General features: G+C 61.2%; 20 protein-coding genes. 4 read left to right on the plus strand and 16 right to left on the minus strand.

Annotation, left to right across the window (positions count from 1 at the left end):
- Positions 1-10: 10 nt before the first annotated feature.
- From addA to QD461_RS15845, 11 genes are all read right to left on the minus strand, one after another.
- Positions 11-3577: a double-strand break repair helicase AddA gene (gene addA, locus QD461_RS15795; RefSeq protein WP_414088564.1), complete on the minus strand. Its 3567-nt coding sequence runs from the start codon at positions 3575-3577 to the stop codon at positions 11-13.
- The gene (gene addB / locus QD461_RS15800) at positions 3570-6761 is read right to left on the minus strand and encodes a double-strand break repair protein AddB (RefSeq protein ID WP_414088565.1); all 3192 of its coding nucleotides are present in this window, start codon (positions 6759-6761) and stop codon (positions 3570-3572) included. The genes addA and addB overlap by 8 nt, the downstream gene beginning before the upstream one ends.
- A gap of 4 nt (positions 6762-6765) precedes the next feature.
- Complete coding sequence (locus QD461_RS15805) at positions 6766-7497, minus strand: nucleotidyltransferase family protein (RefSeq protein ID WP_414088566.1); 732 nt, start codon at positions 7495-7497, stop codon at positions 6766-6768.
- Positions 7498-7572: 75 nt separating this feature from the next.
- Positions 7573-9084 carry a tRNA (adenosine(37)-N6)-threonylcarbamoyltransferase complex ATPase subunit type 1 TsaE gene (tsaE, locus tag QD461_RS15810; protein ID WP_414088567.1) on the minus strand — a complete coding sequence of 504 codons (1512 nt, stop codon included), beginning with the start codon at positions 9082-9084 and terminating at the stop codon, positions 7573-7575.
- Positions 9081-11528, minus strand: a complete 2448-nt coding sequence (locus QD461_RS15815; RefSeq protein WP_414088592.1) for an ATP-binding protein — start codon at positions 11526-11528, stop codon at positions 9081-9083. The genes tsaE and QD461_RS15815 overlap by 4 nt, the downstream gene beginning before the upstream one ends.
- Positions 11529-11977: 449 nt before the next feature.
- Positions 11978-13378 carry an adenosylhomocysteinase gene (gene ahcY / locus QD461_RS15820; RefSeq protein WP_184704974.1) on the minus strand — a complete coding sequence of 467 codons (1401 nt, stop codon included), beginning with the start codon at positions 13376-13378 and terminating at the stop codon, positions 11978-11980.
- Positions 13379-13557: 179 nt separating this feature from the next.
- Entirely contained in the window at positions 13558-13833 is a 276-nt protein-coding gene (locus QD461_RS15825; RefSeq protein ID WP_199087120.1) for an HPr family phosphocarrier protein, read from the minus strand.
- Positions 13834-13852: 19 nt separating this feature from the next.
- Positions 13853-14254, minus strand: coding sequence for a PTS sugar transporter subunit IIA (locus QD461_RS15830; protein ID WP_004127534.1), 402 nt, complete (start codon positions 14252-14254; stop codon positions 13853-13855).
- Between the two features lie 153 nt (positions 14255-14407).
- Entirely contained in the window at positions 14408-14857 is a 450-nt protein-coding gene (locus tag QD461_RS15835) for an HPr kinase/phosphorylase (RefSeq protein ID WP_414088568.1), read from the minus strand.
- A gap of 8 nt (positions 14858-14865) precedes the next feature.
- A complete protein-coding gene (locus QD461_RS15840) occupies positions 14866-16659 on the minus strand; it encodes a stimulus-sensing domain-containing protein (protein WP_414088593.1) in 1794 nt (597 codons plus the stop codon).
- Positions 16660-16743: 84 nt separating this feature from the next.
- Positions 16744-17475: a response regulator transcription factor gene (locus QD461_RS15845; protein WP_414088594.1), complete on the minus strand. Its 732-nt coding sequence runs from the start codon at positions 17473-17475 to the stop codon at positions 16744-16746.
- Between the two features lie 350 nt (positions 17476-17825).
- On the opposite strand from QD461_RS15845, the gene QD461_RS15850 reads away from it, so the two are divergent.
- The 4 genes from QD461_RS15850 to QD461_RS15865 all read left to right on the plus strand — a co-directional run bounded on the left by QD461_RS15850 (position 17826) and on the right by QD461_RS15865 (position 22234).
- Positions 17826-19436, plus strand: a complete 1611-nt coding sequence (locus tag QD461_RS15850) for a phosphoenolpyruvate carboxykinase (protein WP_414088570.1) — start codon at positions 17826-17828, stop codon at positions 19434-19436.
- A gap of 216 nt (positions 19437-19652) precedes the next feature.
- On the plus strand, positions 19653-20087 hold the full coding sequence (gene arfB, locus QD461_RS15855; protein WP_184704982.1) for an alternative ribosome rescue aminoacyl-tRNA hydrolase ArfB: 435 nt from the start codon (positions 19653-19655) through the stop codon (positions 20085-20087).
- Between the two features lie 283 nt (positions 20088-20370).
- Entirely contained in the window at positions 20371-20979 is a 609-nt protein-coding gene (locus QD461_RS15860) for an alpha-ketoglutarate-dependent dioxygenase AlkB family protein (RefSeq protein ID WP_414088571.1), read from the plus strand.
- A gap of 40 nt (positions 20980-21019) precedes the next feature.
- Positions 21020-22234: a glycosyltransferase family 87 protein gene (locus QD461_RS15865; protein ID WP_414088572.1), complete on the plus strand. Its 1215-nt coding sequence runs from the start codon at positions 21020-21022 to the stop codon at positions 22232-22234.
- On the opposite strand, the gene coaA is transcribed toward QD461_RS15865, so the two are convergent.
- Genes coaA through hisH form a run of 5 tightly spaced genes read right to left on the minus strand, consistent with a single transcriptional unit; the run spans position 22221 to position 25756 of the window.
- The gene (coaA, locus tag QD461_RS15870) at positions 22221-23216 is read right to left on the minus strand and encodes a type I pantothenate kinase (protein WP_414088573.1); all 996 of its coding nucleotides are present in this window, start codon (positions 23214-23216) and stop codon (positions 22221-22223) included. The two genes, QD461_RS15865 and coaA, sit on opposite strands and share 14 nt — an antisense overlap.
- Positions 23217-23222: 6 nt before the next feature.
- Entirely contained in the window at positions 23223-23537 is a 315-nt protein-coding gene (locus QD461_RS15875; RefSeq protein WP_414088574.1) for a phosphoribosyl-ATP diphosphatase, read from the minus strand.
- Positions 23538-23551: 14 nt separating this feature from the next.
- Positions 23552-24340, minus strand: coding sequence for an imidazole glycerol phosphate synthase subunit HisF (gene hisF, locus QD461_RS15880; RefSeq protein ID WP_414088575.1), 789 nt, complete (start codon positions 24338-24340; stop codon positions 23552-23554).
- Positions 24337-25080 carry a 1-(5-phosphoribosyl)-5-[(5-phosphoribosylamino)methylideneamino]imidazole-4-carboxamide isomerase gene (gene hisA, locus QD461_RS15885; RefSeq protein WP_414088576.1) on the minus strand — a complete coding sequence of 248 codons (744 nt, stop codon included), beginning with the start codon at positions 25078-25080 and terminating at the stop codon, positions 24337-24339. The genes hisF and hisA overlap by 4 nt, the downstream gene beginning before the upstream one ends.
- A gap of 25 nt (positions 25081-25105) precedes the next feature.
- A complete protein-coding gene (hisH, locus tag QD461_RS15890; RefSeq protein ID WP_414088577.1) occupies positions 25106-25756 on the minus strand; it encodes an imidazole glycerol phosphate synthase subunit HisH in 651 nt (216 codons plus the stop codon).
- Position 25757: the final 1 nt, after the last annotated feature.

Genomic DNA, 25757 nt, shown 5'->3' on the forward strand with positions numbered 1-25757 from the left:
ATTTGGTATTTCACTTTGTCTCGAGCTCCGCAAGCGCCCATGCAAGGGCCTCTTCGGATAGCGTGTAGATCGAGGCGCTTTCGGTGTAGACCAGCAGGCAATCGACGCGCTTTCCCGGATAGAGCGGCGAGAGGATGGCGCGGTAGATGGCAAGCTGCGCTTTGTGGGCGAAGGGAATATCGCTTTCGCTGCGCGGTGGCACACGGTTGGTCTTGTAGTCGAGAATGACGATGCGGTCGTCAAGGTCAGCCAGGCGGTCGATACGGCCCGACACGGCATAGGACTGGCCGCCGAGTTTCAGCGTTCCCATGATCGAGACTTCCGCCTGTGCATGCGCGCCGAAAGTGCCTTGCAGCTCCGGATGATCAAGCAGCGCCATGACGGCCCCGATCAAGGCTTCCCGCTCGGCTTCGGGCCAGAAGCGTGCCGCTCGCTCGGCATAGCGCCGTGCGGCATCGGCTCGGTCTTCCGGCGCGATATCGGGCAATGTCTGCAGCATGCGGTGGATGAAGCGGCCTTTCTGCAGGGCGCGGTCCGATTTCGCCTTTTCGCCGAAGAGTGCCGACGTGACGAGCAGGTTATCGGCCTCATCGTCGACAACGGTGCCGACGCCGGATGGGCTGAGGGGGCGCGGCAGGTTTCGCGGCGGCGGCAGCGGCCGGCTGAGGTCGGCGGGCAGGCCTGTACGCTCCGTCCGTTTTTCCGGTTCGCGCATGGTTTCGAACTTGCGCTGCACCTGCGCGATGCGCCAGCTCAAACCTTCCCAATCGCCATCAGACCCGGAGAAGGTCTTCGGCGTGCAGTGCTGCACGTCTCCGCGTAGTGCCGCGGAAATCATGGCATGCCAGGTATCGGCATTCTCGCGGATGCCGCGATAGCCGCAGATGATCAGCCGGTCGGCCGCGCGCGTCATGCCAACATAGAGCAGGCGGCGATATTCCTCCTCTGCCAGAGATTGCAGCCGCGCCGTATCGGCCTGCGTCAGCGAATTGGCAAGCGCCGAGACCGGAACCCAGACCGGCAGCGGAATCTGATCCCGGCCGGTCTCGATCAGCCGCATCTTCGGCAGATGCGTATGGGTGAAGGCTTTGCCGCCGCCGTCGACGAGGAAGACGATCGGCGCTTCCAGCCCCTTCGAGGCATGCACCGTCATGATCCGCACTTCGTTGCGGCCCTTGTCCTGTTCGCGCTTCACGGTCGGCGCTTCCAATTCCAGCGTCGAGATGAAGGATTGCAGCCCGGGCAGGCCACTGGTCTCGTGATCGAGCGCGAAAGTCAGGAATTCGTCGAGGATATCGCTAACCTCGGTGCCGAGTCGCGCCAGAAACTGCCGTCTGCCGCCGAAGCTACCGAGCACGCGAGCGTAGAAATCGTGAACGGCCAAGGTCTTCGACAGCGCAAGATAGGTTTTCAGCTGCTCGGCTGCTTGCTTGAAGCGATCATGGCCATCCTCGGCAAATCGCTGCAGATGGCTCCAGACGCTTTCCTCTTCGTCGCGATAGGCGGCGACGGCGAAGACATCGTCTTCGCTGAGATCGAACAAGGGGCTTTTCAGTAAGGCAGAAAGCGAAAGATCGTCTTCCGGCAGCAGCAGGAAGCGGCCGAGCGCGAGGAGATCCTGAATAGCGATATGGCTGGTCAGCACCAAACGATCGGCGCCGGCGACAGGAATATTGCCGCGTCGTTTCAAAGCGCGCGTCAGCGCGTTGACGAAGCTATCGCGCTTGCGCACTAGAACGAGAATGTCGCCAGCCTCGATGAACCGGGCTTTGCCCTTCTCGATGATGGTTTCCCGCCCGACAAGGTTGCCGATCGTCTGCGCCATCCGTCGCGCCAGGATGGCAGCGGGTGCGCTCTCCGGCGTCGAGTCGAAAGGCGCGGTCCAGTCCTCTTCCTTGGCAGCCGGCTCCGGCGCGATCATCTCCCAGAGGTCGACGGCGCCCGGGTGGCCGATACGGCTGGAACGATGCACGACAGGCTCGTTGACCGCGCTGAGTCCGCGCGCATTCTCCGGGCTGGTGAAGACATGGTCGACGGCGCCGAGCACATCGGCTGTCGATCGGAAGGAAAGGGGCAGGCGGATCGACGAAAATTGCTGGCCGCTCGCCGCCACGCGCCGCCGCGTGCGGTCGCTTTCCTCGGAAAACCGTTCCGGACGGGCGCCTTGGAACGAATAGATCGATTGCTTCTCGTCGCCGACGGCAAAGATCGTCCGCAGCGTCGGCCGCGCGCTTTCGCCGGAAAAGAAATCCTCCGCCAGCGACTGGATGACACTCCACTGGATCGGGCTGGTGTCCTGCGCCTCATCCACCAGAATATGATCGATGCCTTGATCCAGCTTGTAGTGAATCCAGGGTCCGACATCCTTCTTGGTCAGGAGATCGGCCGTGCGGGTGATGAGGTCTTCGAAATCGAGCTGGCTGCGCCGCTTCTTCAGCTCCTCGTAATCCCGGTTCAGCCGGTCGGCGAGGATGAGCGCTGCCCGCGTTGCGCGGTACATCCGCATTAGCTTCAACCGGTCGCGGCAGGCAACCACGTGGGCGCGTGCCTCAGCGACAGCCTCGGCAAGGGCAGGGGCGTCCGCCAGCATCGCCTTGACGAAGAACTGACTGTCGGATTTCGGCTCGCCCTTGGCCGTCAGCATGGTCTTTTCGAGGATCTCGGCACGGGCGATCGGATCTGTCTCGCGTTTGGCGAGGCGCAGGGCGYAGGCGACCTCTTGCGCCTTGGCGCCGCCCTTCTGGTCGGCAAGCGTCAGATAGAGCTCAAGCGTTGTGCCGGAGAGGCCGGGAAGCGGCCAATATTGCCCCGCGACGCCGTCTTCCGTGTCGCTGGCGGTGAGGCCAAGCCGCGCCAGCAAGGCCGCTTCAAAGCCGCCTTGCCGCTCGGCTGCCTCGGTAAAGCGCCGGATGGCGTTGCGATTGGCGACGATATCGCCGAGCAGCGTTTCCAGGCCAGATTCGTCGCCAAGATCGAGCACATAGGCAAAGGCATCAGCCAATTCGGCGTCGCCATACGGTGTTGCGGAGGCCAGCAGCGCGCGCCGGGCATCGTCGAGCAAGGTCGCCGCTGCCCGGTCGTCGAGAACGGAGAAGTGCCCGGCAACATTCGCCTCAAGCGGGAATTGATGCAGCAGAGCCTCGCAAAAGGCATGGATGGTCTGGATCTTCAGACCACCGGGCGTTTCCAGCGCCTTGGCGAAGAGCCGCCGTGCCTCGGCGAGCTTGAAGATGTCAGGCTCCTTGCCTTCGATGTCGGCTATGCGCGTCTTCAGCTCCTCGTCCGGCATCGTCGCCCAGGCCGCGAGGCGATCGAAGACGCGGTTCGACATCTCGGATGCCGCCGCCTTGGTATAGGTAAGGCAGAGGATGGCCGAAGGGCGCGCGCCTGCGAGAAGCAGGCGGATAACGCGCTGTGTCAGTACATGCGTCTTGCCGGAGCCGGCGTTGGCCGAGACCCAGGCCGAGCGTTCGGGGTCGGAGGCGATGGATTGCTGGATCGTCGTCCAGCTGATCCAGACACCGGGATCGTCGCTTTCGGGCAGGTTGGCGAAGTCGTCGGCGGGAAGCTCACTCATCGCCGCCGCTTTCTTGTTCGCTCTCCGCCGTCGACCACTCCGATACGCGGGCGAGGTGATCGTAATCGCCGCCATATTCGAATTGCTGGGCCGGGATCAGCCGCGACGAGAAACCCTTCTCGCCCGATTGCAGCAGCGAGACGAATTTCACCAGCTGATCCATCGACTCCTGCGCCAGATCCATAGCCGACTTTGTTTCCGTCTTGCCGCCGCGGGCGGAATGTTCGTTGTTGACCTGGTCCACCTTGAAACGATCGCCGGGCCGTAGCCGGACGTAAATCAGGTTCTCGGGTAGCAGTGCACCGATATTGCGGAAGGCGCCCGCCTTCAGCGCATAGGCTTCGAGCGCCAGTTGCGGGTCGAGCAGTGCGCGCGCCTGTGGCGGAGAGGGATTGTAGCCGGTCTTGTAGTCGATGAGATCGGCTGCCTTGTCGCTTTTGACGTCGATGCGGTCGGCAACGCCTGTGAGGCGAATGCCGATGGGTTCGATTTCGACTCCGGCAGGCACTTCCGTCGCCGTTTTTCGAACCTCGGGTCGCCGCTGCGCTTCCCAATCAAGGAAGGCGCGTGCCACTTCGCGAAACCTCGGCCGCCAGACGCTGTCGATATGAACGGGCAGCCGTTCGGCATCGAACAGGTCTGCGATGATGCGATCCATGGCCAGTGCCGCATCCGGCGTGCCGGCAATGTGGCCCTCGCGGACGAAACGATCGATGATCTTGTGGTAAAGCGTGCCCCGCTCGGCCGGGCCAGGATCGCGGTTGAACGGGTCGACGGGATCGAGCCGCAGCACGCGCCGGGCATAGATGGCATAGGGGTCGCGGCGCAGCCGGCCCACCTCGCTGAAGGAATAGCTTTTCGGCTGCAACTCCACAGGCGGCTTCGGTGCCGGGCGCAGCGCCGGGGCCTGGTTTTCGCCCTCGTCGATCATGGCCGCCCAATGGCGATACCGGTCGCCGCGGGCCTTCATGGCGTCTTCCAGTTCCTTGCCGCCAAGCGCGATCAGCCGCTGCAGCCACCGCGAGGCAACTGTCGGCGTCGAGCCCTGACGCAGCGCACGCGAATAGATCAGGTCGCGCGTGCCGTTCGCCATTTCGAAATCATGGGCCAGCTGCCCGATGCGGCGCTCCGGCGGCTCCAGGCCAATCTCCGTCTTCATGCTGCGGGAAATGAAGGGGTTATTTGCCGTCTGCCCCGGCCATGATCCTTCGTTCAAGCCGCCGAGGATCAGCGTGTCGACGCTTTGCAGGCGCGCTTCAAGCGTACCGAAGATGAAGAGGCGGGGATGGCTGAGTGCCCGCGGTTTCACCGCTTGGCCCACGCAGAGCGCTGTCGTGATGTCGATCCACTGCAGGCCATCGGCCTCGAGCTGGCCTTCGGTGTCGATAACGTCTTTCAAAAGGCTGGCGAGCGTATCGCCGGCCTCACCGGACCAAAGGGCTGCCAGATTGCCGCGCTCGTCGGCGGCCACCGCCTCCAGCGCCCGGCCAGTGCGCTCCGCCCATTCAGAAAGGGTCGGCAGGCCCTCGACAATCCGCAGGGAGAGCGCGGATGTAAGCGGCCCACATGCAGCAGTCGCCCGCCGTGCCAGTTCGCGTGCACATTCGATGGCCTCGGGCGGCAGCGATTTGCGCCATTGCGGCGCGTGCCGGTCGCTGGCCTGCTCGGCGATACGTCCATCGAGCAGGCTTTCCAGCGAGCCGACATCGATATTGGCGACGCCGCCTCTCAGCGCCAGGATTTCCAGCGCATCAATACCGAGGCCATGCGCTTCCGGCGAAACGCCGAAACGGGCGAGGGGATGTTTGAGCAAGGCGACGACCGCGACGGGATCGCCAGGGCGAAGCGTGGCTTCGAGCAGCAATTGCAGCAGCGTGCCTTGCGGCGTGGCGTTGAGCGGCGTGCCGGCCGAATCGTCGGCCGTGATGCCGAAGCGCGCAAGCTCTGCCGTGACTCGCCTAGCAAGATTGCGGTCCGGGGTGATCAGCGCCGCCTGGCTCTCGCCACCGTTGCGCCCGGGTTTATCCAGTGCCAGCCGCAAGGCAATGGCGATTGCCGTCGCTTCCTCGCGCTCGTTCGATGCCTCGATCAGGGAGACATCGGCGAAGGCTTCTGCAATGGCGTGAGCGGCAAGCGTCTTGCGCCAGCCCCCCCAGCCGCTGGTCGCTTTCGCCGGCGCCAGCGCGCGCGACAGGATTTCTGCCCGCATCTGCATGGCTTCAGGCGCCTCTGCGACGGTTTCGACGTCCCGGCGGGTGACGTGCAGGCGCTTGAGCAGTAGCGACAGGCCATATTGCGAATGGCTGCGGGTGGTGGGGTCTGATCGCTCGCCGGCGGCTGTTTCAGGCGCCACGAGCTGCCAGTCTTCTTCCGGCATTGAAAGATCGAGGCCTGGCAGCACGATCACGCCCTGCGGCAGCGAGGCGACAGCGGCGATCAGTTCCGCAGTTGCCGGCACCGAACCGGTCGAGCCTGCGATGATGACAGGCCCGGCATGCCGCATGGTCGATATCCGCTGCACCTCGGCGCGAAGAACGGCGTTGCGGTTGCGGGCGGGCGAGGATTTGCCGAGTTCTTCGAGGCGAGCCGGCCAAAAGGCGCTGGCGATCCGCAGGAACTCGGCCGTCAGCTGCCACCAGAGCGCATGTTCTTCGGCGCTGAGATTGGCAAGCTCGCTCCATTCGCGATCTTCGGTCTCCAGCGAATCGATGAGTTCGGCGAGGTTGCGCGCGAGCCAGATGGCGTCTGCCGGACTTGCCGGCGCCACCAGCGGTGAATCGGAATGAATATCGCGCACGACCTGTGGCAGCCTGTTGCGCCAGGCAAGGATCAGCCGCGCCAGTTCCAGAAGCCGCGCCGTATTCGCGAGCGGCTGTGCCAGATCGGCTGTCTCAGGCAGGTTTTCCTCGAAATAGCCGCTGTCGTCGTCGGTTTCGCCGAGCGGGCGAATGACGGGGAGGATGGCGGAACGGCCGCCGAGCAGGTCGACGAATTCCGAGCGCAACACGCGCACCGCACGCCGCGTCGGCAGGAATATGCTGACCTTTGCCAGCGACAGCGGGTCTTCCGGATCATAGCGGAAATGCTCCGTCAGCCGGCCGTCGCAAAGAGCCGAGGCAAGAGTCTTCAGGAAGGGCAGGCCTGCCGGAATCGTCAGGATGCGCTGCCGGTGTCCGCCTGCCATAGGCTCACGCAAACGCCCGGAATGTCCGGATCGCTTCCTCCGCCTCGCCAACCGCCTCCGGCGTTCCCACAGTCAACCAATGGCCGTCGAGCATGGTGCCATAGAGCCGGCCGCGCTCGATGGCCTTGTCGAAGTAGATGTTGACGTTGAAAGCGTCATCGGGCGCGTCGTCGAGGAAGGACGGGCTCATCGCGATCGCGCCGGCATAGACGACGCCGTCGCGTCCGACATCGCGATAGCGGGCAAGCTCGCCATCCTGCGCCATACCGAAGTCATTCTTGCCGTTGTGGCCGGTGGTTCGCTCCAGATCGACGCAGAGCATCGCCATATCCATGCGTTGCTCATCGTAAAATCCGGCTAAGCGTTCCAGGTTGGTTGGATGGCCGGGCTTCTCGCCGATCCAGAACAGATCGGCATTCATGACAAAAACCGGATCGCGGCTCAGCAGCTTCAGGCCTTTGACAAGGCCGCCGCCATTGTTCATCAGGGCGTCTCGTTCGTCAGAGATCAAGATTTCGAGACCGCGATAGCTGCGCAGATGCGCTTCCATCTGGTCGGCGTGGTGGTGGACGTTGACGACAGCCCGCTCGACACCTGCCTGTACCAGCGCATCCAGCGTATAGTCGATCATCGGCTTGCCGGCGATCTTTACCAGCGGCTTCGGGATGGTGTCGGTGATCGGCCGCATGCGGGTTCCGAGCCCAGCGGCCAACACCATGGCTTGTTTGATGGTCATCTCGTCTCGAACTCTCGATTCGCTATCTGCTTTCCTTAGCACAAGGCCGGAAAGCCGTCGCCCGGTCTCTGGCTGTTATGTCCGGCCAATACCGGCCTTCTCGCACCATTCGCGCAAGGGCGCGAGCGCTTCGTGTTCGAAGGCGATGGCGAGGTAGGCGAGCGTGCGCGGCATGTGCTTCAGATAGCCCGGCTTACCGTCGCGTTGCAGCAGCCGCACCCAGAGGCCGGCGAGCTTGCAATTGCGCTGCGCCGACATGATCGCCCAGCTCTTCAGAAATTTAGCCTCGTCGAAACCGCCCTGGGCGTGCCGGAGCGCGAGATAGTCCGACATCAGCTGGTCATGCAGATCGCGCTCGATCGTCACCCGGGCATCCTGCACCAGCGAAGCCACGTCGTAGGAGGTCGGCCCGATCATCGCGTCCTGGAAGTCGATGAGGCCGATCCGCTGAATGCCCTTTTCTGCCGCCCGCCAGATGATGTTGGGCGAATGCATATCGCGCAGCAGCAGGTTCTTTTCCGTGTCTCCAAGCTGATCGATCAACTTGTCCCAGATCGCCAGATAGTCGGTGCGTTCCTCGTCGCTTGCAGGCGTGCCGCGTTTCCAAGGTAAATGCCAGTCTAGCAGCAGCCGCGCTTCCATCTTCATCGCGGTCCGGTCGAAATCCGGAATGTGATGGATATGGTCAGGCGTCACCGGAATATCGTGTGGAATGGACAGACCGTGCAGATGCGCGAGGCAGGCGACGCTTTCGCGATAGCGTTCGGCAATCGGTTTGCCCTCGGCGTCGAGCACGCCATCGGTGCCGAGATCTTCGATGAGCAGGATGCCCTGATCGTAATCAGCGGCGAAGATTTCCGGAGCGGCAAAGCCGTTTTCGCGCAGGGTGTTGGCGATCGCAACGAACGGATAGGTATCCCAGGCAAGATGCGCGACCTTGGGATAGGGCTTGCCGTCGAGCACGGGCGGCCCTTCCGGCAGGCGCGGCCAATCCATCAGGATCACACGGCTGCCGCCATCTGCCGGATGGATGGATTCATAAGCCCGTAACGAGGCATCGCCGGTCAGGAAGCGCCTGTGCGCACCGCGATAGCCATGCGTATCGAGAAAGGCGCGGATAGCAAGCACGCGCTCGATGCGCGCCATCTGTTTGGCCGGTGCCGTGATGATGGCTCGCCGTCCTTCGCCCTCATGCGTGAGTTTGAGGTCGATGCGCTCCTTCGGTAGCTCGCCTTCGGCCATTTCGGGCCATTCGACAAGACAGGTGCCGATCTGCAGGGCTTCGTCGAAGCCGAGTTCCGTCAATTCGCTGGGATCGCCGAGGCGATAGAGATCGAAATGCGAGACCGGAATGCGCAGCTCATAGGATTGCACGAGCGTAAAGGTCGGACTCGGCACATCAAGCTCTGTATCGTCGGCCATGGCGCGCAACAGCGCGCGTGCGAGCGAGGATTTGCCCGCGCCGAGATCGCCTGATAGTGCCAGACAGTCACCGACCTTCAAGGCTAGCGCCAGATCCTCGCCAAGCTCAGCCGTGGCGGCGTCGTCTGCGAGGAAGAGGGAAATGCTGCTGTTTGAGGCTGTCATTCTGCTGCGACGGAATGGGGCAGTTCAGCCGAGGGGATTCGGCAGATGACGATCGTGCCCTTGCCCGGCTGGCTTTCGATGGAAACCTCGCCATCATGCAGGCTGACGAAACTTTCGACAATGGAAAGGCCAAGGCCTGCACCGCTGCGCTTGCCACCCTTGCCGCCGGAGGCGAAGCGATCGAAGACCGAGTGAATCAGATCTTCCGGTATGCCGGGGCCTTTGTCGGCGACCGAGAAAACGAAATCCGTGCCTTCGCGTCCGCATTTCAGCGAAATGGTCGAGCCTTCGGGCGCGAAATTCGCGGCATTGGTCAGAAGCTTGAGCAGGATCTGTTTCAGCCGCTGCTGATCCGCAACGATGGAGCCGAGATGGGCCGGCACGGTGATTTCAAGTGTCACGCAGCTTTCCTGCAGCCGGTCGGCGATCTGCATCGAGACTTCGTCGAGCAGGTCGCTGAGCACGATCTCGGAATAGTTGAGCCGCATGATGCCGGCATCGACAGTCGCCAGATCGAGAATGTCGTTGACCAGCGTCAGCAGCACCGAGGAGGATGTCGAAATATGGTCGATATATTCGGCCTGCCGATCGTTCAGCGAGCCGATGCCCGGCGTCTTCAAGAGGTCGGTGAAGCCGATGATGTTGGTCAGCGGCGAGCGTAGCTCGTAGGAGACGTGCTGGACGAAATCGTTCTTCAGTTCGTCTGCTTTCAGCAGCGCGTCGTTCTTTTCGGTGAGTGCGCGCTCGGCACGAACGCTGTCGGTCTTGTTGACAAAGGTCAGCATGGTCTGCGCGTTCGGCAACGGAATGACCGCATAGTCGAGCACGAGATTGGAATAGAGCTCCAGAGTACCCTGTGATGACGGACGTTCGTCGTCGAAGCTGGTGATCTGTTCGGCGAAGCGCTTCCAGCCGTCGGGTCGGTCGTAGGATGGGGCACAGGCTTCGGCCAGCGCCTGGATATGCGTGTCGGGCTTGGCCTGCGCCTCGGTAATGTTCCAGAGAATGCGGAAAGCCGGATTCGACAGGCGGATGCGGCCATCGGGACCGAAAACGGCGACGCCTTCGGAGAGATGGTCGATCGTCTCGCCCTGAACCTTCACCAGCGTATTGTAGCGCGTTTCGAGATCGACCTGCTCGGTCAGGTTCTCGAACACCCATGTCGCGCCGCCCTGCGGATGCGCGGTTGCGAACACCCTTAGGATCTGGCCGTTCGGCAGATGCCAGAGATCGGTCTGCGTATCGAGCGCGCGATAGACGGAAAGGACTCCGTCCTTCCAAGTCTTCCAGTTCAGCTGTTCCGGCAGCTTCTTGGCGCCGCGCAGCCGGTCCAGAAGCTCGCTATTGTCAGGACGCTTCTCGAGGAAGGCGATATCGAGCTCCCAGAGCTGGACAAAGGCCTGATTGTAGAATTGCAGCCGCCGGTCGCCGTCGAAGATCGCGACCGGTGTCGCCAGATGATCGAGGGTTTCGGCGTGGCTCTTCAGCGTCCGCGCCAGCTCGGCCCGAACTGCTTCCGCCTCGGAAACGTCGATAGCCATGCCGGCGGAACCGTTCGGAGACTTGACATCGACGACGTCGAAGAAGGTGCGGTTGCCGTGCACGACGGTCGAAATCTTGTCGTGGAAGGGCGATTCCGGCGTAGTCGATGCGCGGATGCGCTCGCGGGCCACCGTCGTCAGGAACTCGCGCTCTTCGCGAATGGCCTCTTCCGCCGAAATGGCTTCCACAGCCTCGCCATAGGCCTGATTGACCCAGGTGAGCTTGCCTTCGGCATCGCGCTGCCAGACCGGCAGGTCGATGGCATCCAGCAGGTTCTGGAACGCCGAAATCGAAGTCATCAGCCGATCGCGCTCGATCTTCAGCTCGGCCAGTTCGGCGCGCAGATTGTTGAGTGCGATGAAGCGGACGAAGGCGCGGCCGCCGGAAATGCGGCCCTGCGCTTCGAGAATTTCATCACGGTTGGTTTCGACGACCATGTCGAAACTCTGGCCACTGCCGCGCAGCTTGTCGATCGCCTTGTCGAGTTCGCCCGCCGACCATGATTTCAGCCAGCGGCCGAAGGCGAGGAATTCGTTGTCCTGCGGTGCGCCGGTTTCGACAGGCAGCTGGCCGAGCAGTTCCGGTCGCGCATCCTGGCCGTCCCAGATGACGATACGGCGGTTCTTGTCGGCGATCAGCGCCTGATATTGGGAGATGCGCTGGTTGGCGTCGGAGAGCGCCGTGCGGATCTCGCGGCTTTCGCTTTCCAGATTGCCGCGCTGCCGGACCATCCACACAGTCGAGAGCAGGGCTGCGGAAATGACGCCGATAATGACGGAGAAGACTGCCATTTCGGAAGAAGTGAACAGGCGCACGGTCGTCTGTGCCGCAACGTCGCTTTGAGCGAGAACAGGTCCCGCAAGGCCGGTAACAAGACCGCCGAAAACGCTGAGCCTCAGCATGCGGCTGAAAGAGGCCAAGCGGCCCTTGCCGCGCTTCGCCTTCGCCGAAAGCCAATATGCACCACCCTGCCGCAGTCGCGCCGCCGCTCGGTTTAGCGCTGGCTGATGCAGGTTGTCTTCCCCTTCAGACATAAGAGGTCTGTCTCCGTCTTTCAGAGCATGATGCCGAAAAGTGTAAACGGTTTTCGGACGAGATCATGCTCTACTTATCTGATTGTAGAGCGAATTCAGATTTTAGGCCGAACGGACCTAGAATCATCCGGCTCTACTGTGCCGCATCCTGACAAGACATCCCATTTTCATGGCTCCGGGCACGCCCGGTTCGTCACGAATCAAGTTTAAAAACAATACTGCCTAAGGGAATCTGCGGGAAGGGAGCTGGCTAAAAAATAAGCCCCGGCATTTGTCAATGCCAGGGCCACAAGATGTTGTGGATACTGTTTTAGCAATCAGTATCTGTAGTGGTTCGACTTGAACGGGCCCTTCGGCGTCACGCCGATATACGAAGCCTGCTCTTCGGAAAGCTCTGTCAGTTTCACGCCAAGCTTGGCGAGATGCAGGCGAGCGACCTTCTCGTCGAGGTGCTTCGGCAGAACGTAGACTTCGTTCTTGTATTCGTCGGGCTTGGTGAAGAGCTCGATCTGCGCCAACGTCTGGTTGGTGAAGGAAGCCGACATCACGAAGGACGGGTGGCCGGTGGCGTTGCCAAGGTTGAGCAGGCGGCCTTCGGAGAGAAGGATGATGCGGTTGCCCTTGGAGAACTCGACCATGTCGACTTGCGGCTTGATGTTCGTCCACTTCTGATTCCGCAGAGCGGCAACCTGGATTTCGTTGTCGAAGTGGCCGATGTTGCCGACGATCGCCATGTCCTTCATCGCACGCATGTGGTCGATGCGGATGACGTCCTTGTTGCCAGTCGTGGTGATGAAGATGTCGGCCGAGGAAACGACGTCCTCGAGCTGAACGACCTCATAGCCGTCCATGGCGGCCTGCAGTGCGCAGATCGGGTCGACTTCGGTCACCTTGACGCGAGCGCCGGCGCCGGAGAGCGAAGCGGCGGAACCCTTGCCGACGTCGCCGTAACCGCAGACGACGGCAACCTTGCCGGCCATCATGACGTCGGTGGCGCGGCGGATACCGTCAACCAGCGATTCCTTGCAGCCGTACTTGTTGTCGAACTTCGACTTGGTGACGCTGTCGTTGACGTTGATGGCCGGGAAGGGCAGCAGGCCCTTCTGGCTGAGCTGGTAGAGACGGTTGACGCCCGTGGTGGTTTCTTCGGTCACGCCCTTGATGGCGTCGCGCTGCTTGGTGAACCAGCCCGGCGAAGCCTTGAGGCGCTTCTTGATCTGGGCGAAGAGGATCTCTTCTTCTTCCGAATGCGGGTTGGAGAGCACGTCCTCACCGGCTTCGGCGCGAGCGCCGAGCAGGATGTACATCGTGGCGTCGCCGCCATCGTCGAGGATCATGTTGGACACGCCACCGTCGGTCCACTGGAAGATCTTGTCGGTGTAGATCCAGTAGTCTTCGAGGCTCTCACCCTTGACGGCGAAGACCGGAACGCCAGAGGCTGCGATCGCAGCGGCGGCGTGGTCCTGGGTCGAGAAGATGTTGCACGATGCCCAACGTACCTGAGCGCCGAGTGCCACCAGCGTCTCGATGAGAACGGCTGTTTGAATCGTCATATGAAGCGAACCGGTAATGCGGGCGCCCTTCAGCGGCTGTGCTTCGCCGAATTCGGCGCGGCAAGCCATAAGGCCCGGCATTTCGGTTTCGGCAATCGAGATTTCCTTGCGGCCGAAATCGGCAAGGCCGATATCCGCGACGACGTAGTCCTTTTCAGTGCTCATGAAAGTCTCCAGCCTGAACGATGCAGTCGCGCCAAGGACAAACGCCTCGGCCGAATGCAACCAAAATTGCACGCGATAGCGTGTGGATGATGCCGTGTAGCAGGCTTCAGGGCGGAAATCAATGATGATATAAAGAAGTCTTTATATCTTTATATCAGGGCGATGGCAGGCCGGAAAGCCTACATTTCCTCGCCGAATTTGTTGGCGACCAGCTGATCCAGTGCCTCGAGCGCTTCGGCGGCCTGATTGCCGCTGGCCGTTACCATGACGCTGCAGCCCGGGCTTGCGGCCAGCATCATCAGACCCATGATCGAGGTGCCGCCGACCGTCGTGCCGTCCTTGGAAACGGTGATGGCGGCGTCGTAGGCTTCGACGGTCTGAACGAATTTGGCGGAGGCGCGGGCGTGGAGGCCTCGCTTGTTGATAATGAGGAGTTCCCGGGAAAGCTCTGTCATTGGAAGCGGTGCTGTCTCGTCATTTGCCGCTGAGCACGCGGCTGGCCACGTTGATGTATTTGCGACCGGCTTCCGATGCTTCCACCAGCGCCTTTTCCATATTGTTGTCACCGCGCACGCCGGCGAGCTTGATGAGCATCGGCAGATTGACGCCTGCGATGACCTCTGTGTGGCCACTGTTCATCACGGAAATTGCGAGATTGGAGGGAGTGCCGCCGAACATGTCGGTGAGGATGATGACGCCATGCCCGTCATCGGCGCCGGCAACAGCCTGCAGAATGTCCTGCCGCCGCTTGTCCATGTCGTCTTCGGGACCAATGCATACCGTCTCTATGAACTTCTGCGGACCAACGACATGCTCAACCGCATGCCGAAACTCTTCAGCCAGCTTGCCATGAGTGACAAGCACAAGTCCGATCATGATATTACTGCTCCCATCGCATTACGCAAACAGGTGGCCCATATCGCAATGCAGCAATGTCGTCCACCGGTGGGGGGACATCTTGGCCATGAAAAGACGAAGTGCAAGCTTAAAATATAGGATTCGAGCGCCTGCCGGGGCCAAATGGGCCATTTAATCCAGTCTTGCGCCGATTTTTGCCGTTATTGCCGCGAGCGGGTTCGCTGAGGCTGCGGACAATCGGATCAAGGGCAACTGGATCGAGTCCGCAATGTCGATCTGTTCGTCTTCCGGCGGCAATCGTTCGGCGGTCGCCGGATCGACGGGACGGATGGCGAAATGCATCTCCGCCTTTGAAACGTAAGGCATGTGAACGATTCCGGTGTAGCGAATTTCCATCAAGCCGGCGATCGAGGGCGGACATTCGGCAATGATGGAGCCCTCACGCTTTGCTATCAGCACACGGTCGTCGGCGACCAGCATCGCGTTGAGCCCCAGCGGTTTGGCAGCTGCCAGGCAGGAAAAGGCGAGGGTGGATTTGCCGCTTCCGGAGGGGCCGAGAAACAGAAGCCCGGTCTTGCCGACGACGATTGCAGTTGCGTGAATATTGGTTGCGTCGGGCATTCGACCGCTCATGCCGTCGTTTGTGCCGGTAGTGAGAGGATGAAGCGCGCGCCGAGTAGCGTCGTGCCGTCGCTCTCGATGATGTTCTCGGCCCGGAGTGATCCGCCATGCGCTTCGGCGATCTGCCGGCTGATGGAGAGACCGAGACCGGAATTCTGCCCAAAACCTTCGGATTCCGGCCGGTCGGTATAGAAGCGCTCGAAGATCCGATCGATATCTTCCGCCTGGATGCCCGGACCGTTGTCCTCGATATAGATAACGCAGCGCGTACGCGTGCGCGTCAGCCGCACCGTAATCTTGCCGGTATCGTTTGGAACGAAGGATCGGGCATTTTCGATGAGGTTTGTAACGATCTGACCGATACGCAGGTCGTGACCCTCGACAGTGAATTTCGCCTTGTTGGCCGGCTTGCGGTCGATCACGTATTCGATCTCGACGGCCCTCTTGCTGTGCCCGACCTGCCGCGAAATATCGATCATGTCGCGCAGAAGCACTTCCAGATCGAGCGTTCTTGCATCCGATCGCGCGAGTTCGGCATCGAGACGCGAGGCATCCGAGATGTCGCTGATCAGGCGGTCGAGGCGGCGCACGTCATGCTGGATCACATCCATCAGCCGCTTCTTGGAATCATCGCTCTTGGCAAGCGGCAGCGTTTCGACGGCGCTGCGCAGCGATGTCAGCGGATTCTTCAGCTCGTGGCTGACGTCGGCCGCGAAGCTTTCGATCGCGTCGATCCTATCGTAGAGCGCCGACGTCATGTCGCGCAGCGCGATCGACAGATTGCCGATTTCGTCCTGGCGCGCGGAGAAATCGGGGATTTCCTCGCGCTCTTTCGCCCCGCCGCGACGCACGCGGATGGCCGCGGCCGAAAGCCGGCGCAGCGGATTGGCTATCGTGGAGGACAAAAGCAGCGACAGTACGACGTTGACGAGTGTCGCAACGCCGAAGACGCGCATGATGGCCAGGCGCTCGGCATGGACGATCTTGTCGATATCGCCGGCTTGGGTCGAGAGCAGCAGCACGCCGAGCACGGCGCGGAAGCGCTGGACCGGTACGGCGACCGAAACGATCAGCTCGCCCTTCTCCGTGGTGCGGACCACTGCGCCGCGCACGCCCGTCAATGCGTTCATGACTTCAGGATAGATCGAGCCGTCGCCGCCGGGCGCTTCCTTGTAAACAGGCAGGTTGCCCGGCTGCAGCATCTTGTTGAGCAACCCGCTGAACCAGTCGGACCAGCTCTGCTTCTCGTCATCGACGGGCGGCAGGTCGTAGCGCAGCACTTGCCCGCGGGAATAGAGATGGCGGCTGTCGAGCAGCAGGTTCGCATCGGCATCGAAGATGCGCGCGCGGGTGCGCGTCGGCGAGATCAGCCGCGTCAGCACCGGAGCGACCTTTTCCGGGTCAATCGGGAATTCCAGATCCTCGTCGTTCGGAACGGGCGTGATGCTCTGGCCCGCCTGCAGTTCCAGAAGCTTCTGCGGGTCGATGGTGATGGAGTTCGTGTCGACCGATGCCGATGCAGAGACCGCGCCGGCGATGATCTCGCCCTGTGTCAGCAGGCTTTCGACGCGAGCGTCGATCAGGCCTTCGCGAAACTGGTTGAGGTAGAGAATGCCGCCGACAAGCACGACGAGGGCGGCGAGATTGAAGAACAGGATTCGCCGCGTCAGGCTGGAAAAGACGGCATTGCCGAAGATCCGGCGGATCAGAACGAACGGATGAGTCCATCGGCGGCGCGCGATTCGAGCGCCGCTCGGGCTTTCCGAGTCGTCTATATCCCTGTCCTGCACCAGCTGTGCCAAGCCTACGGCCCTTTCAAAGAACGGGATCGGCGATCCCGTCCGCATGCTCTTATTCCATTGGGCGCCGTATGGTCCAGTTAACTATTAGGCAGCTTCGCGGAAGCGATAGCCAACGCCATACAGTGTCTCGATCATATCAAAATCGAGGTCGACCATCTTGAATTTCTTGCGCAGCCGCTTGATGTGGCTGTCGATCGTGCGGTCGTCGACATAGACCTGCTCGTCATAGGCGGCGTCCATCAGGGCGTCGCGGCTCTTGACCACGCCTGGGCGCTGGGCCAACGAATGCAGGATCAGGAACTCGGTCACGGTCAGCGTCACCGGCTCGCCCTTCCAGGTGCAGGTATGGCGCTCCTGGTCCATGACAAGCTGGCCGCGCTCCAGCGAACGGGCCTGTTGCGCCGCGCCGGGCTTGGCCGCGGTGGCGCCGCCGGCAGCGTTTGCGGCTTCGCGGGCCGAAGCGCGGCGAAGCACCGCCTTGACGCGTTCGACCAGCAGGCGCTGCGAGAACGGCTTGGTGATGAAGTCGTCGGCGCCCATCTTCAGGCCGAAAAGTTCATCGATCTCCTCATCCTTGGAGGTCAGGAAGATCACGGGCAGATCCGACTTCTGGCGCAGGCGGCGCAGCAGCTCCATGCCGTCCATGCGCGGCATCTTGATATCGAAAATCGCCAGTTGCGGCGGCCGTGCCAGCAGGCCGTCAAGCGCCGAAGCTCCGTCCGTATAAGTCTCTACCTTATATCCCTCTGCTTCCAAGGCAATCGATACGGAAGTCAGGATATTGCGGTCGTCGTCAACGAGCGCGATTGTCAACATGGTGTTCGTCTCCGTCATCAGTGCGCGTCTCCCGGATTTGGAATCCAGCCCAGGCGGTCTGCCAGCTCGGTTGGCGATAACCTGGCGCGCTTATGAGGATAAAGGTGGAACAAATTGTGGCAAAGATAAAGGGGAGGATTGTCGCGGAGCAATTCGCTTGCTCAAGGGTTGTGCGACGAAACGTCCCGATGCCCGTCATTCAAACGATTTAAAATTGCTTCGTATTATTTAAATCGATTAAATATCTGATATCATTAAATATTTTTCGCTTTCTGCTCTTGTGCTTTTAAAAAGACACATCTACGCTTTAGACAATTCTAACGTCCAAGCCCTTGCAGAGGAAAAAAGTGATGGAGCAATTCGGCGTCCGTAATCCCGCGACTGAACTGGGATCGATCGGCCTGGGAGCCGCCGCCAGCGTGCGCTATAACCTCATGGAGGCTCACCTTTATGAGGAGGCGATTCGCCGCCGCGAAGCCGACCTGACGGCCGACGGCGCACTGAGGGCGATCACCGGCCAGCACACCGGCCGTTCCCCGAAGGACAAGTTCGTCGTGCGCGATGCCACGACCGAAGACCAGATCTGGTGGGACAACAACAAGCCGATGTCGCCGGAACACTTTGCGCTGCTGCATGAAGACATGCTGGCCCATGCGCGCGGCAAGGACCTGTTCGTCCAGGATCTCATCGGCGGCGCCGACCGCGAATATGCTCTACCGACACGCGTCATCACCGAATTCGCCTGGCACTCGCTGTTCATCCGCAATCTGCTGATCCGTCCTGAGCGCTCGGCGCTGGAAAGCTTCGTGCCGAAGCTGACGATCATCGACCTGCCGAGCTTCAGGGCCGATCCCGAGCGCTATGGCTGCCGCAGCGAGACGGTCATCGCCTGCGATTTCGTCAACGGCATCGTTCTGATCGGCGGCACCTCCTATGCTGGCGAAATGAAGAAATCGGTCTTCACGGCGCTGAACTATCTGCTGCCCGAACGCGGCGTCATGCCGATGCACTGCTCGGCCAATGTCGGCCCGGATGGTGATGCAGCGATCTTCTTCGGCCTGTCCGGCACGGGCAAGACGACGCTTTCAGCCGATCCGACCCGCACGCTCATCGGCGACGACGAGCATGGCTGGGGTGAAAACGGCATCTTCAATTTCGAAGGCGGCTGCTACGCCAAGACTATCCGTCTGTCGGCCGAAGCCGAGCCGGAAATCTACGCAACGACGCGTCGTTTCGGCACTGTGCTCGAAAATGTTGTGCTCGACGAGCATGGCCGGCCGGACCTCGACGATGGTTCGCTGACAGAGAATACCCGCAGCGCCTATCCGCTACACTTCATCCCGAACGCTTCGGAATCCGGTATTACCGGCCACCCCGAGACGATCATCATGCTGACAGCCGACGCTTTCGGCGTCATGCCGCCGATCGCCAAGCTGACACCGGATCAGGCGATGTACCACTTCCTTTCGGGTTACACCGCCAAGGTCGCGGGCACGGAAAAGGGCGTTGTCGAGCCGGAAGCCACGTTCTCGACCTGCTTCGGTGCGCCATTCATGCCGCGTCACCCGACAGAGTACGGCAATCTGCTGAAGGAACAGATTGCCCGTCATGGCGCCAGCTGCTGGCTGGTCAACACCGGTTGGACCGGCGGCGCTTACGGAATCGGCCGTCGCATGCCGATCAAGGCAACACGCGCGCTTCTGGCTGCAGCTCTGAACGGCGACCTCGACAATGTCGAGTTCCGTATCGATCCAAACTTCGGCTTCGCAGTGCCCGTTGCCGTCGAAGGCGTCGAGAGCGCCATCCTTGATCCGCGTTCGACCTGGGCCGATGGCGAAGCCTATGATGCCCAGGCCGCGAAGCTGGTGCAGATGTTCGTCACCAACTTCGCCAAGTTCGAGGCGCATGTGGACGGCAATGTCCGCGATGCGGCACCGGGAATGCGGGTTGCGGCGGAGTAGACTTTTCGCAACAGCAGTGACTCACGTGAAACCCGGCGGGCATTCCGCCGGGTTTTTCGTTTCGCCTGATGTTTTCAAGCGCTTTGCAATGTGGAATAGAGCGATTTCAGGAAAAGTGCTCAGCGGTTTTCCGCCCGGAAATGCTTAGATTGCCGATAGAGCGGGGAGGCGGCTTCGACCGGATATTCTTCGACCTCTGCAGTCGCGGAGAAAACCATGGCCAGCGAAGCGCTTTACATCAACGACCGGATTACCATCGCCGGCTGGGAGCTGACGGAGCAATTCGTTCTAGCAGGCGGCCCCGGCGGTCAGAACGTCAACAAGGTAGCGACGGCAGTCCAGCTCTTCTTCAACGTCCAGAACTCGCCGTCGTTGACCGATCGAGTGAAGGCGAACGCCACCAGACTTGCCGGGCGGCGCGTCTCCAAGGACGGCGTCCTGATGATCGAGGCCAGCCGTTTCCGCAGCCAGGACCGCAATCGCGAGGATGCACGTGAGCGGTTGAAGGAGCTGATCCTCGAGGCCGCAGCCCCGCCACCGCCGCCGCGCAAGAAGACAAAGCCGACCAAGGGCTCCATCGAGCGCCGGCTGAAGGAGAAATCCGGGCGATCGGAAGTGAAGAAGATGCGCGGCAAGGTCGGTGGCGACTAAGTTTTCGGGCTGCGATTTTGGTTTGGTTGGGTAAAGATAGTGGTTGTCAGGCGGGTCTTGCGTTGCGGCAGCTCTGTGCCCGGCCTCTCATCCCAGCCTTCTCCCCACGATGCGGAGGAGAAGGGACGACCGAGCGAGACAGTAAAGTTCCCACTTGCAGTAAGCTGGCTTCGGCTAAGATAAGCTCCCTCTCTCCGCCAGCAGAGAGAGTTGGGATGAGGGGCCAAGCACAAAGGTGCGGCATCGGCATATTCGCCTGGCTGGCAACATCAGGAAAACACAAATGCTGCTTCCGAACGGAATTCGCCACCTGCCCGGATATCTCGATCGCCCTGCACAGGAGGCGCTCGTCGAGGCCGTTCGCTCCGTCGTGACGCAGGCGCCGCTGTTCACGCCGGTCATGCCCGGCACCGGCAAGGAAATGTCGGTACGCATGACCAATTGTGGCGGGCTTGGCTGGGTCACGGACAAGCAGCGCGGTTATCGGTATCAACCGATTCATCCCGTCACCAACAGACCTTGGCCGGCCCTGCCGCCGCAACTGCTCGATCTCTGGAGAGATATAGCAGGCTATGAAAATCCGCCGCAGGCTTGTCTTGTGAATTTCTATGCCGACGATGCCCGCATGGGCCTGCATCAGGATAAGGACGAGCAGGATCTCAATGCGCCCGTGTTGTCGATTTCGCTCGGCAACACCTGCCTCTTTCGGGTTGGCGGTCTCAACCGCAATGATCGCACGCTGTCCCTCAAGCTCACGAGCGGCGACATCATCGTCCTAGGTGGCGAAGGCAGACTCTGCTTCCACGGCGTCGACCGCATCTATCCGGCGACATCGACATTGCTGAAGAACGGCGGCCGGATAAACCTGACTTTAAGACGGGTAACCTCATAAATAGATCAATAGACCGGAGACGGGGACGTTAGGGACCATCGTGGCAAGACCGAGGGCGGAACAGTTTTTTGCGGCTTTGATCGGTGCCTTGGGACTGGCATGCGGCCTCTATCTCCTAAAGTGTCTGTGGACCCTGACACCGGATGGATTCTCCAGCCTTTCCGATCGATTGCCCTATTGGGATTTCACCAATCTCTGGGGTGGCACGCTGATGGCCGAGAAGGGAAACGTCGCTTATCTGTTCGATGCCGAGGCGTATCGGCGGGAACTTCGACTGATCCTGTCGCCCCTACTGCCCGACCAGGAATGGAGCTATCCGCCCTCCATGCTACTGATCGGCATTCCCTTGGCGGGGCTGCCGATTTTCGCCGCATACGCTGTCTGGACTTCGGCGACGCTCCTCCTGCTGTTCTTGGCAACAAAACCGCTCGATCTGGCTTGGTGGCTACGTATTCTTCTCATAGCCTCGCCGGCGGCCATCCTAAACGTCATCTTCGGACAAAATGGCGCCTTGACCACGGCCCTGCTGCTATCCGGATTGCTTCTTGCTCCGAGCCGACCAATCATTGCAGGCATCTTGTTTGGTCTGCTGACGGTCAAGCCGCAATTGGGGGTGCTGGTGCCCTTTTGTCTGCTTGCCAGCGGCAACTACCGCGCCATTCTCTCCACTGCTGCAACCGCAGTTTTTCTAGTGGTCACGACAGGTCTGTTGTTCGGTTTCGAGGTCTGGTGGTTGTTCGTGACGGAGACGAGGCCACTGATGACGGCGATCCTGGAAGCTCCGTTTCCACAGGCCTATCAGATGAATGCGGCGACAATCTTCATGCTCGCGCGGTCATTCGGACTAGGCCTTGCCGCATCCTACTCATTTCAGCTGATCGCTTCCGTGGCGGCCATTGTTGCGACTATGTGGCTCTGGCGCGGCAAGATGGGCGTCGATCACGGCAGCAGGGTCTGCCTGACGGCCACCTTGGCGCTCGTCGCCATGCCTTATGGCTATATCTACGACACAATTCCCCTGAGTGTCGCCATCCTATACTTTTTCATCAATTCTCGAGGATTGCTGCCCTTACTCGGCTTCGCCTGGCTCTACCCCGTGTTCAATCAGCAGATTGCGTCATCGATAATGCCGCTCGGAGCTCTGTTCCCGGCCGGTTTGGCGGTGTGCATGCTCATTCGCATCCAGCGCAATGGAGCATCGATGGAAACCGGCGCGGCGGATGCAATCGCGGACGCCTCAGTCAAAGCTTCCTGAGCGCAACCTGCTCGATCAGATGGTTCTTGCCCTTCTGCAGTATGAGATCGGCGCGCGGCCGCGTCGGCAGGATGTTCTGGCGCAGGTTCTTGAGGTTGATGTTCTTCCAAAGCCCTTCCGCGATCGTCAGCGCTTCCTCTTCGCTGATCGAGGCATAGCGATGGAAGAAGGAGTGGGGATCGCGGAAGGCGGTTTCGCGCAACTTCATGAAGCGGGCGACATACCAGTTGTGGATCAGATCTTCGTCGGCGTCGATGTAAATCGAGAAGTCGAAGAAGTCCGAGACCATCGGCACGATCTTGCCGTCGGCGGGCAGATGCCGCGATTGCAGCACGTTGATGCCCTCGAAGATCAGGATATCCGGGCGGTCGACCGTTTTGAACTCGTTCGGCAGCACGTCATAGACGAGATGCGAGTAGGAGGGCGCCTGTACATTCGGCTGGCCGGCCTTGATGGCCGAAAGGAAGCGCAGCAGCGCTGCCGTATCGTAGCTTTCCGGAAAGCCCTTGCGCTGCATCAGGTTGCGGCGCTGCAGCTCGGCGTTCGGATAGAGAAAGCCGTCTGTCGTGACCAGATCGACCTTCGGGCTTGACGGCCAGCGCCCCATCAATTCCTTCAGGACGCGGGCGGTGGTGGATTTGCCGACGGCGACAGAGCCGGCAATGCCAATGATGAACGGCGTTTTGGCGACATCGGAGAGGCTGAGGAAGCGGTTGCGCTGCTCGAACAGAATCTGCGAGGATTCGACATGCGAGGACAGTAGGCGAGACAGCGACAGATAGATGCGCCGGACCTCATTGAGATCGATCGGGTCGCCCATCGAGCGCAGCCGCGTCACTTCGTCTGCGGTCAAGGTCAGCGGCGTATCCGCCCGAAATTTTGCCCATTCCTCCGAGGAAAAGAAAAAATAGGGCGAATAGGCTTTCGCCTGGAAGATATCGAGCGTCTCGGGTGCAGGCTGGGTCTTGGTCGCTGAGGTCATGACTTTTTACCGGCTCGCCTTCTCTTGAAGGCCGGATTGGGCAGTGCGCCTTTCGAGCTCGTCCATGACATTCTGCAACGGAATGCCTGCGATCTTCAATACGACCAAAAGGTGGTACAGCACGTCGGCGGCCTCATAAGTGAGGTTGTCGCGGTCGTTGGTGATGGCCGCCATCACGGCTTCGATCGCCTCTTCGCCCAGCTTCTTGGCGGCTTTCGGCTGGCCGGCCGCAACAAGCTTGGCGGTCCAGGATTCGTCGGGCGATGCCTTGGAGCGTTCCTCGACGATTTTTTCGAGGTCGGAAAGGGTAAATCCGCTCATCGCTACGCTGTCTCCTAATCCAGCCGCATGGGAATGCCGCGCTCGGCCATATAGCGCTTTGCCTCGCCCACCGAATAGGTGCCGAAGTGGAAGATCGAGGCGGCCAGCACCGCTGTCGCATGGCCTTCCTTGACGCCAGCGACGAGATCATCGAGATCGCCGACGCCGCCTGATGCGATGACGGGGACGCGCACCGCATCGGCGATCGCCCGTGTCAGCTCAAGATCGTAGCCGACCTTGGTGCCGTCGCGATCCATGGAGGTGACGAGCAGCTCGCCGGCGCCGCGCTCGACCATCTTGCGGGCAAAATCGACGGCATCGATGCCGGTGGCGTTGCGGCCGCCATGGGTATAGATCTCCCAGGCGCTCATATTGTCGCCGCCGAGCGCTTCCGTGCGCCGCCGCTTGGCGTCGATGGAAACGACGATGCACTGGTTGCCGAATTTATCGGCCGCTTCGGCAACGAAATCCGGATTGTTCACCGCCGCCGAATTGATCGAAACCTTGTCGGCGCCGCAGAGCAACAGCTTGCGGATGTCGGCGATAGCGCGCACGCCGCCGCCGACGGTGACGGGCATGAAGCATTGCTCGGCGGTACGGGCCACGACATCGAAGATGGTATCGCGATTGTCGGAAGAGGCAGTGATGTCGAGGAAGCAGAGTTCATCGGCTCCGGCGGCATCATAGGCTTTCGCTGCTTCGACCGGATCGCCGGCATCGACGAGATTGACGAAGTTGACGCCCTTGACGACGCGGCCGTCCTTGACGTCGAGGCAGGGGATGACGCGGGCTTTCAGGGTCATTGCGCTGCCTCCTTGGCCCGCTTGATCAGCGCCAGTGCTTCCTTGGGGTCGATCCGGCCATCATAGAGCGCGCGGCCGGAAATCGCACCTTCGAGTTTGCGGGCATCCGGCTGGACCATGCGGCGGATATCGTCTAGCGACGCAAGTCCGCCAGAGGCGATGACCGGGATTGAAACGGCATCGGCCAGTTCCAGCGTCGAATCCCAGTTGATGCCAGTCAGAATCCCGTCGCGGTCGATATCGGTATAGATGATCGCGGCGACGCCGGCGCCCTCGAATTTTTGCGCAAGCTCGATCACGCCAAGCTCGGACGCTTCGGCCCAGCCCTCGACAGCGACCTTGCCACCCTTGGCGTCGATGCCGACGGCGACATGGCCCGGAAATTTCCGGCAGGCTTCGATGACCAGCGCCGGATCGCGCACGGCGACGGTGCCGAGGATGACGCGGGTGAGTCCGCGCGACAGCCAGTTTTCGATATGATCGAGCGTGCGGATGCCGCCGCCGAGCTGCACGGGGTTTTTGGTTGCCTTGAGAATGGCGTCGACGGCAGCGCCGTTCACGGTCTCGCCGGCAAAGGCGCCGTTGAGATCGACGACATGCAGCCATTCGAAGCCCTGGTCTTCAAAGGCTTTTGCCTGTGCGCCAGGATCGGGATTGTAAACGGTTGCCTGCTCCATGTCGCCGAGCTTGAGGCGCACACATTGGCCGTCTTTTAGGTCGATAGCGGGAAAAAGAATCATGATGTCAGTCCTTGGAGCGCGAGCCTTACGGCTTCCAGCGCAGGAAATTGGCGATGAGGGCAAGGCCGAGCTTCTGGCTCTTTTCCGGATGGAACTGTGCGCCGGCGATGTTGTCGCGGCCGACGAAGGCGGTCATCGACCCGCCATAGCTCGTCGTCGCGATCACGTCCTCGCCGTGTTCGGCCGCCAGATGGTAGGAATGGACAAAATAGGCGTGCAGGCCGTCAGGCCCGGTCGCGATCCCGTCGAACAGGGCGTGCGGATGGCGCAGGTCCAGCGTATTCCAGCCGATCTGCGGGATCTTCAGGTTGGGATCGCTCGGCGTCATCTCTTTGACGTCGCCCTTGATCCAGCCGAAGCCTTGCGTGATCGTCTTTTCCAGCCCGCGCGAGGACATTAGCTGCATGCCGACGCAGATGCCGAGGAAGGGACGAGCCTTGTGCTCGACGACGTCGACAACGGCTTCCGCCATGCCGGGCACAGCATCGAGGCCGCGGCGGCAATCGGCATAGGCACCGACACCGGGGAGCACGATGCGGTCTGCCGTGGCGACACGCTCGGCCTTATCGGTCAGGTCGATTTCAGCGTCGATGCCAGCTTCGCGGGCAGCGCGCTCGAAAGCTTTCGTGGCCGAGCGCAAATTGCCGGAACCATAGTCGATAATCGCGACGCGCATG

Origin of the sequence: Rhizobium sp. BR 314, from assembly GCF_047445805.1 — a bacterium.
Classification (GTDB): domain Bacteria; phylum Pseudomonadota; class Alphaproteobacteria; order Rhizobiales; family Rhizobiaceae; genus Rhizobium; species Rhizobium lusitanum_B.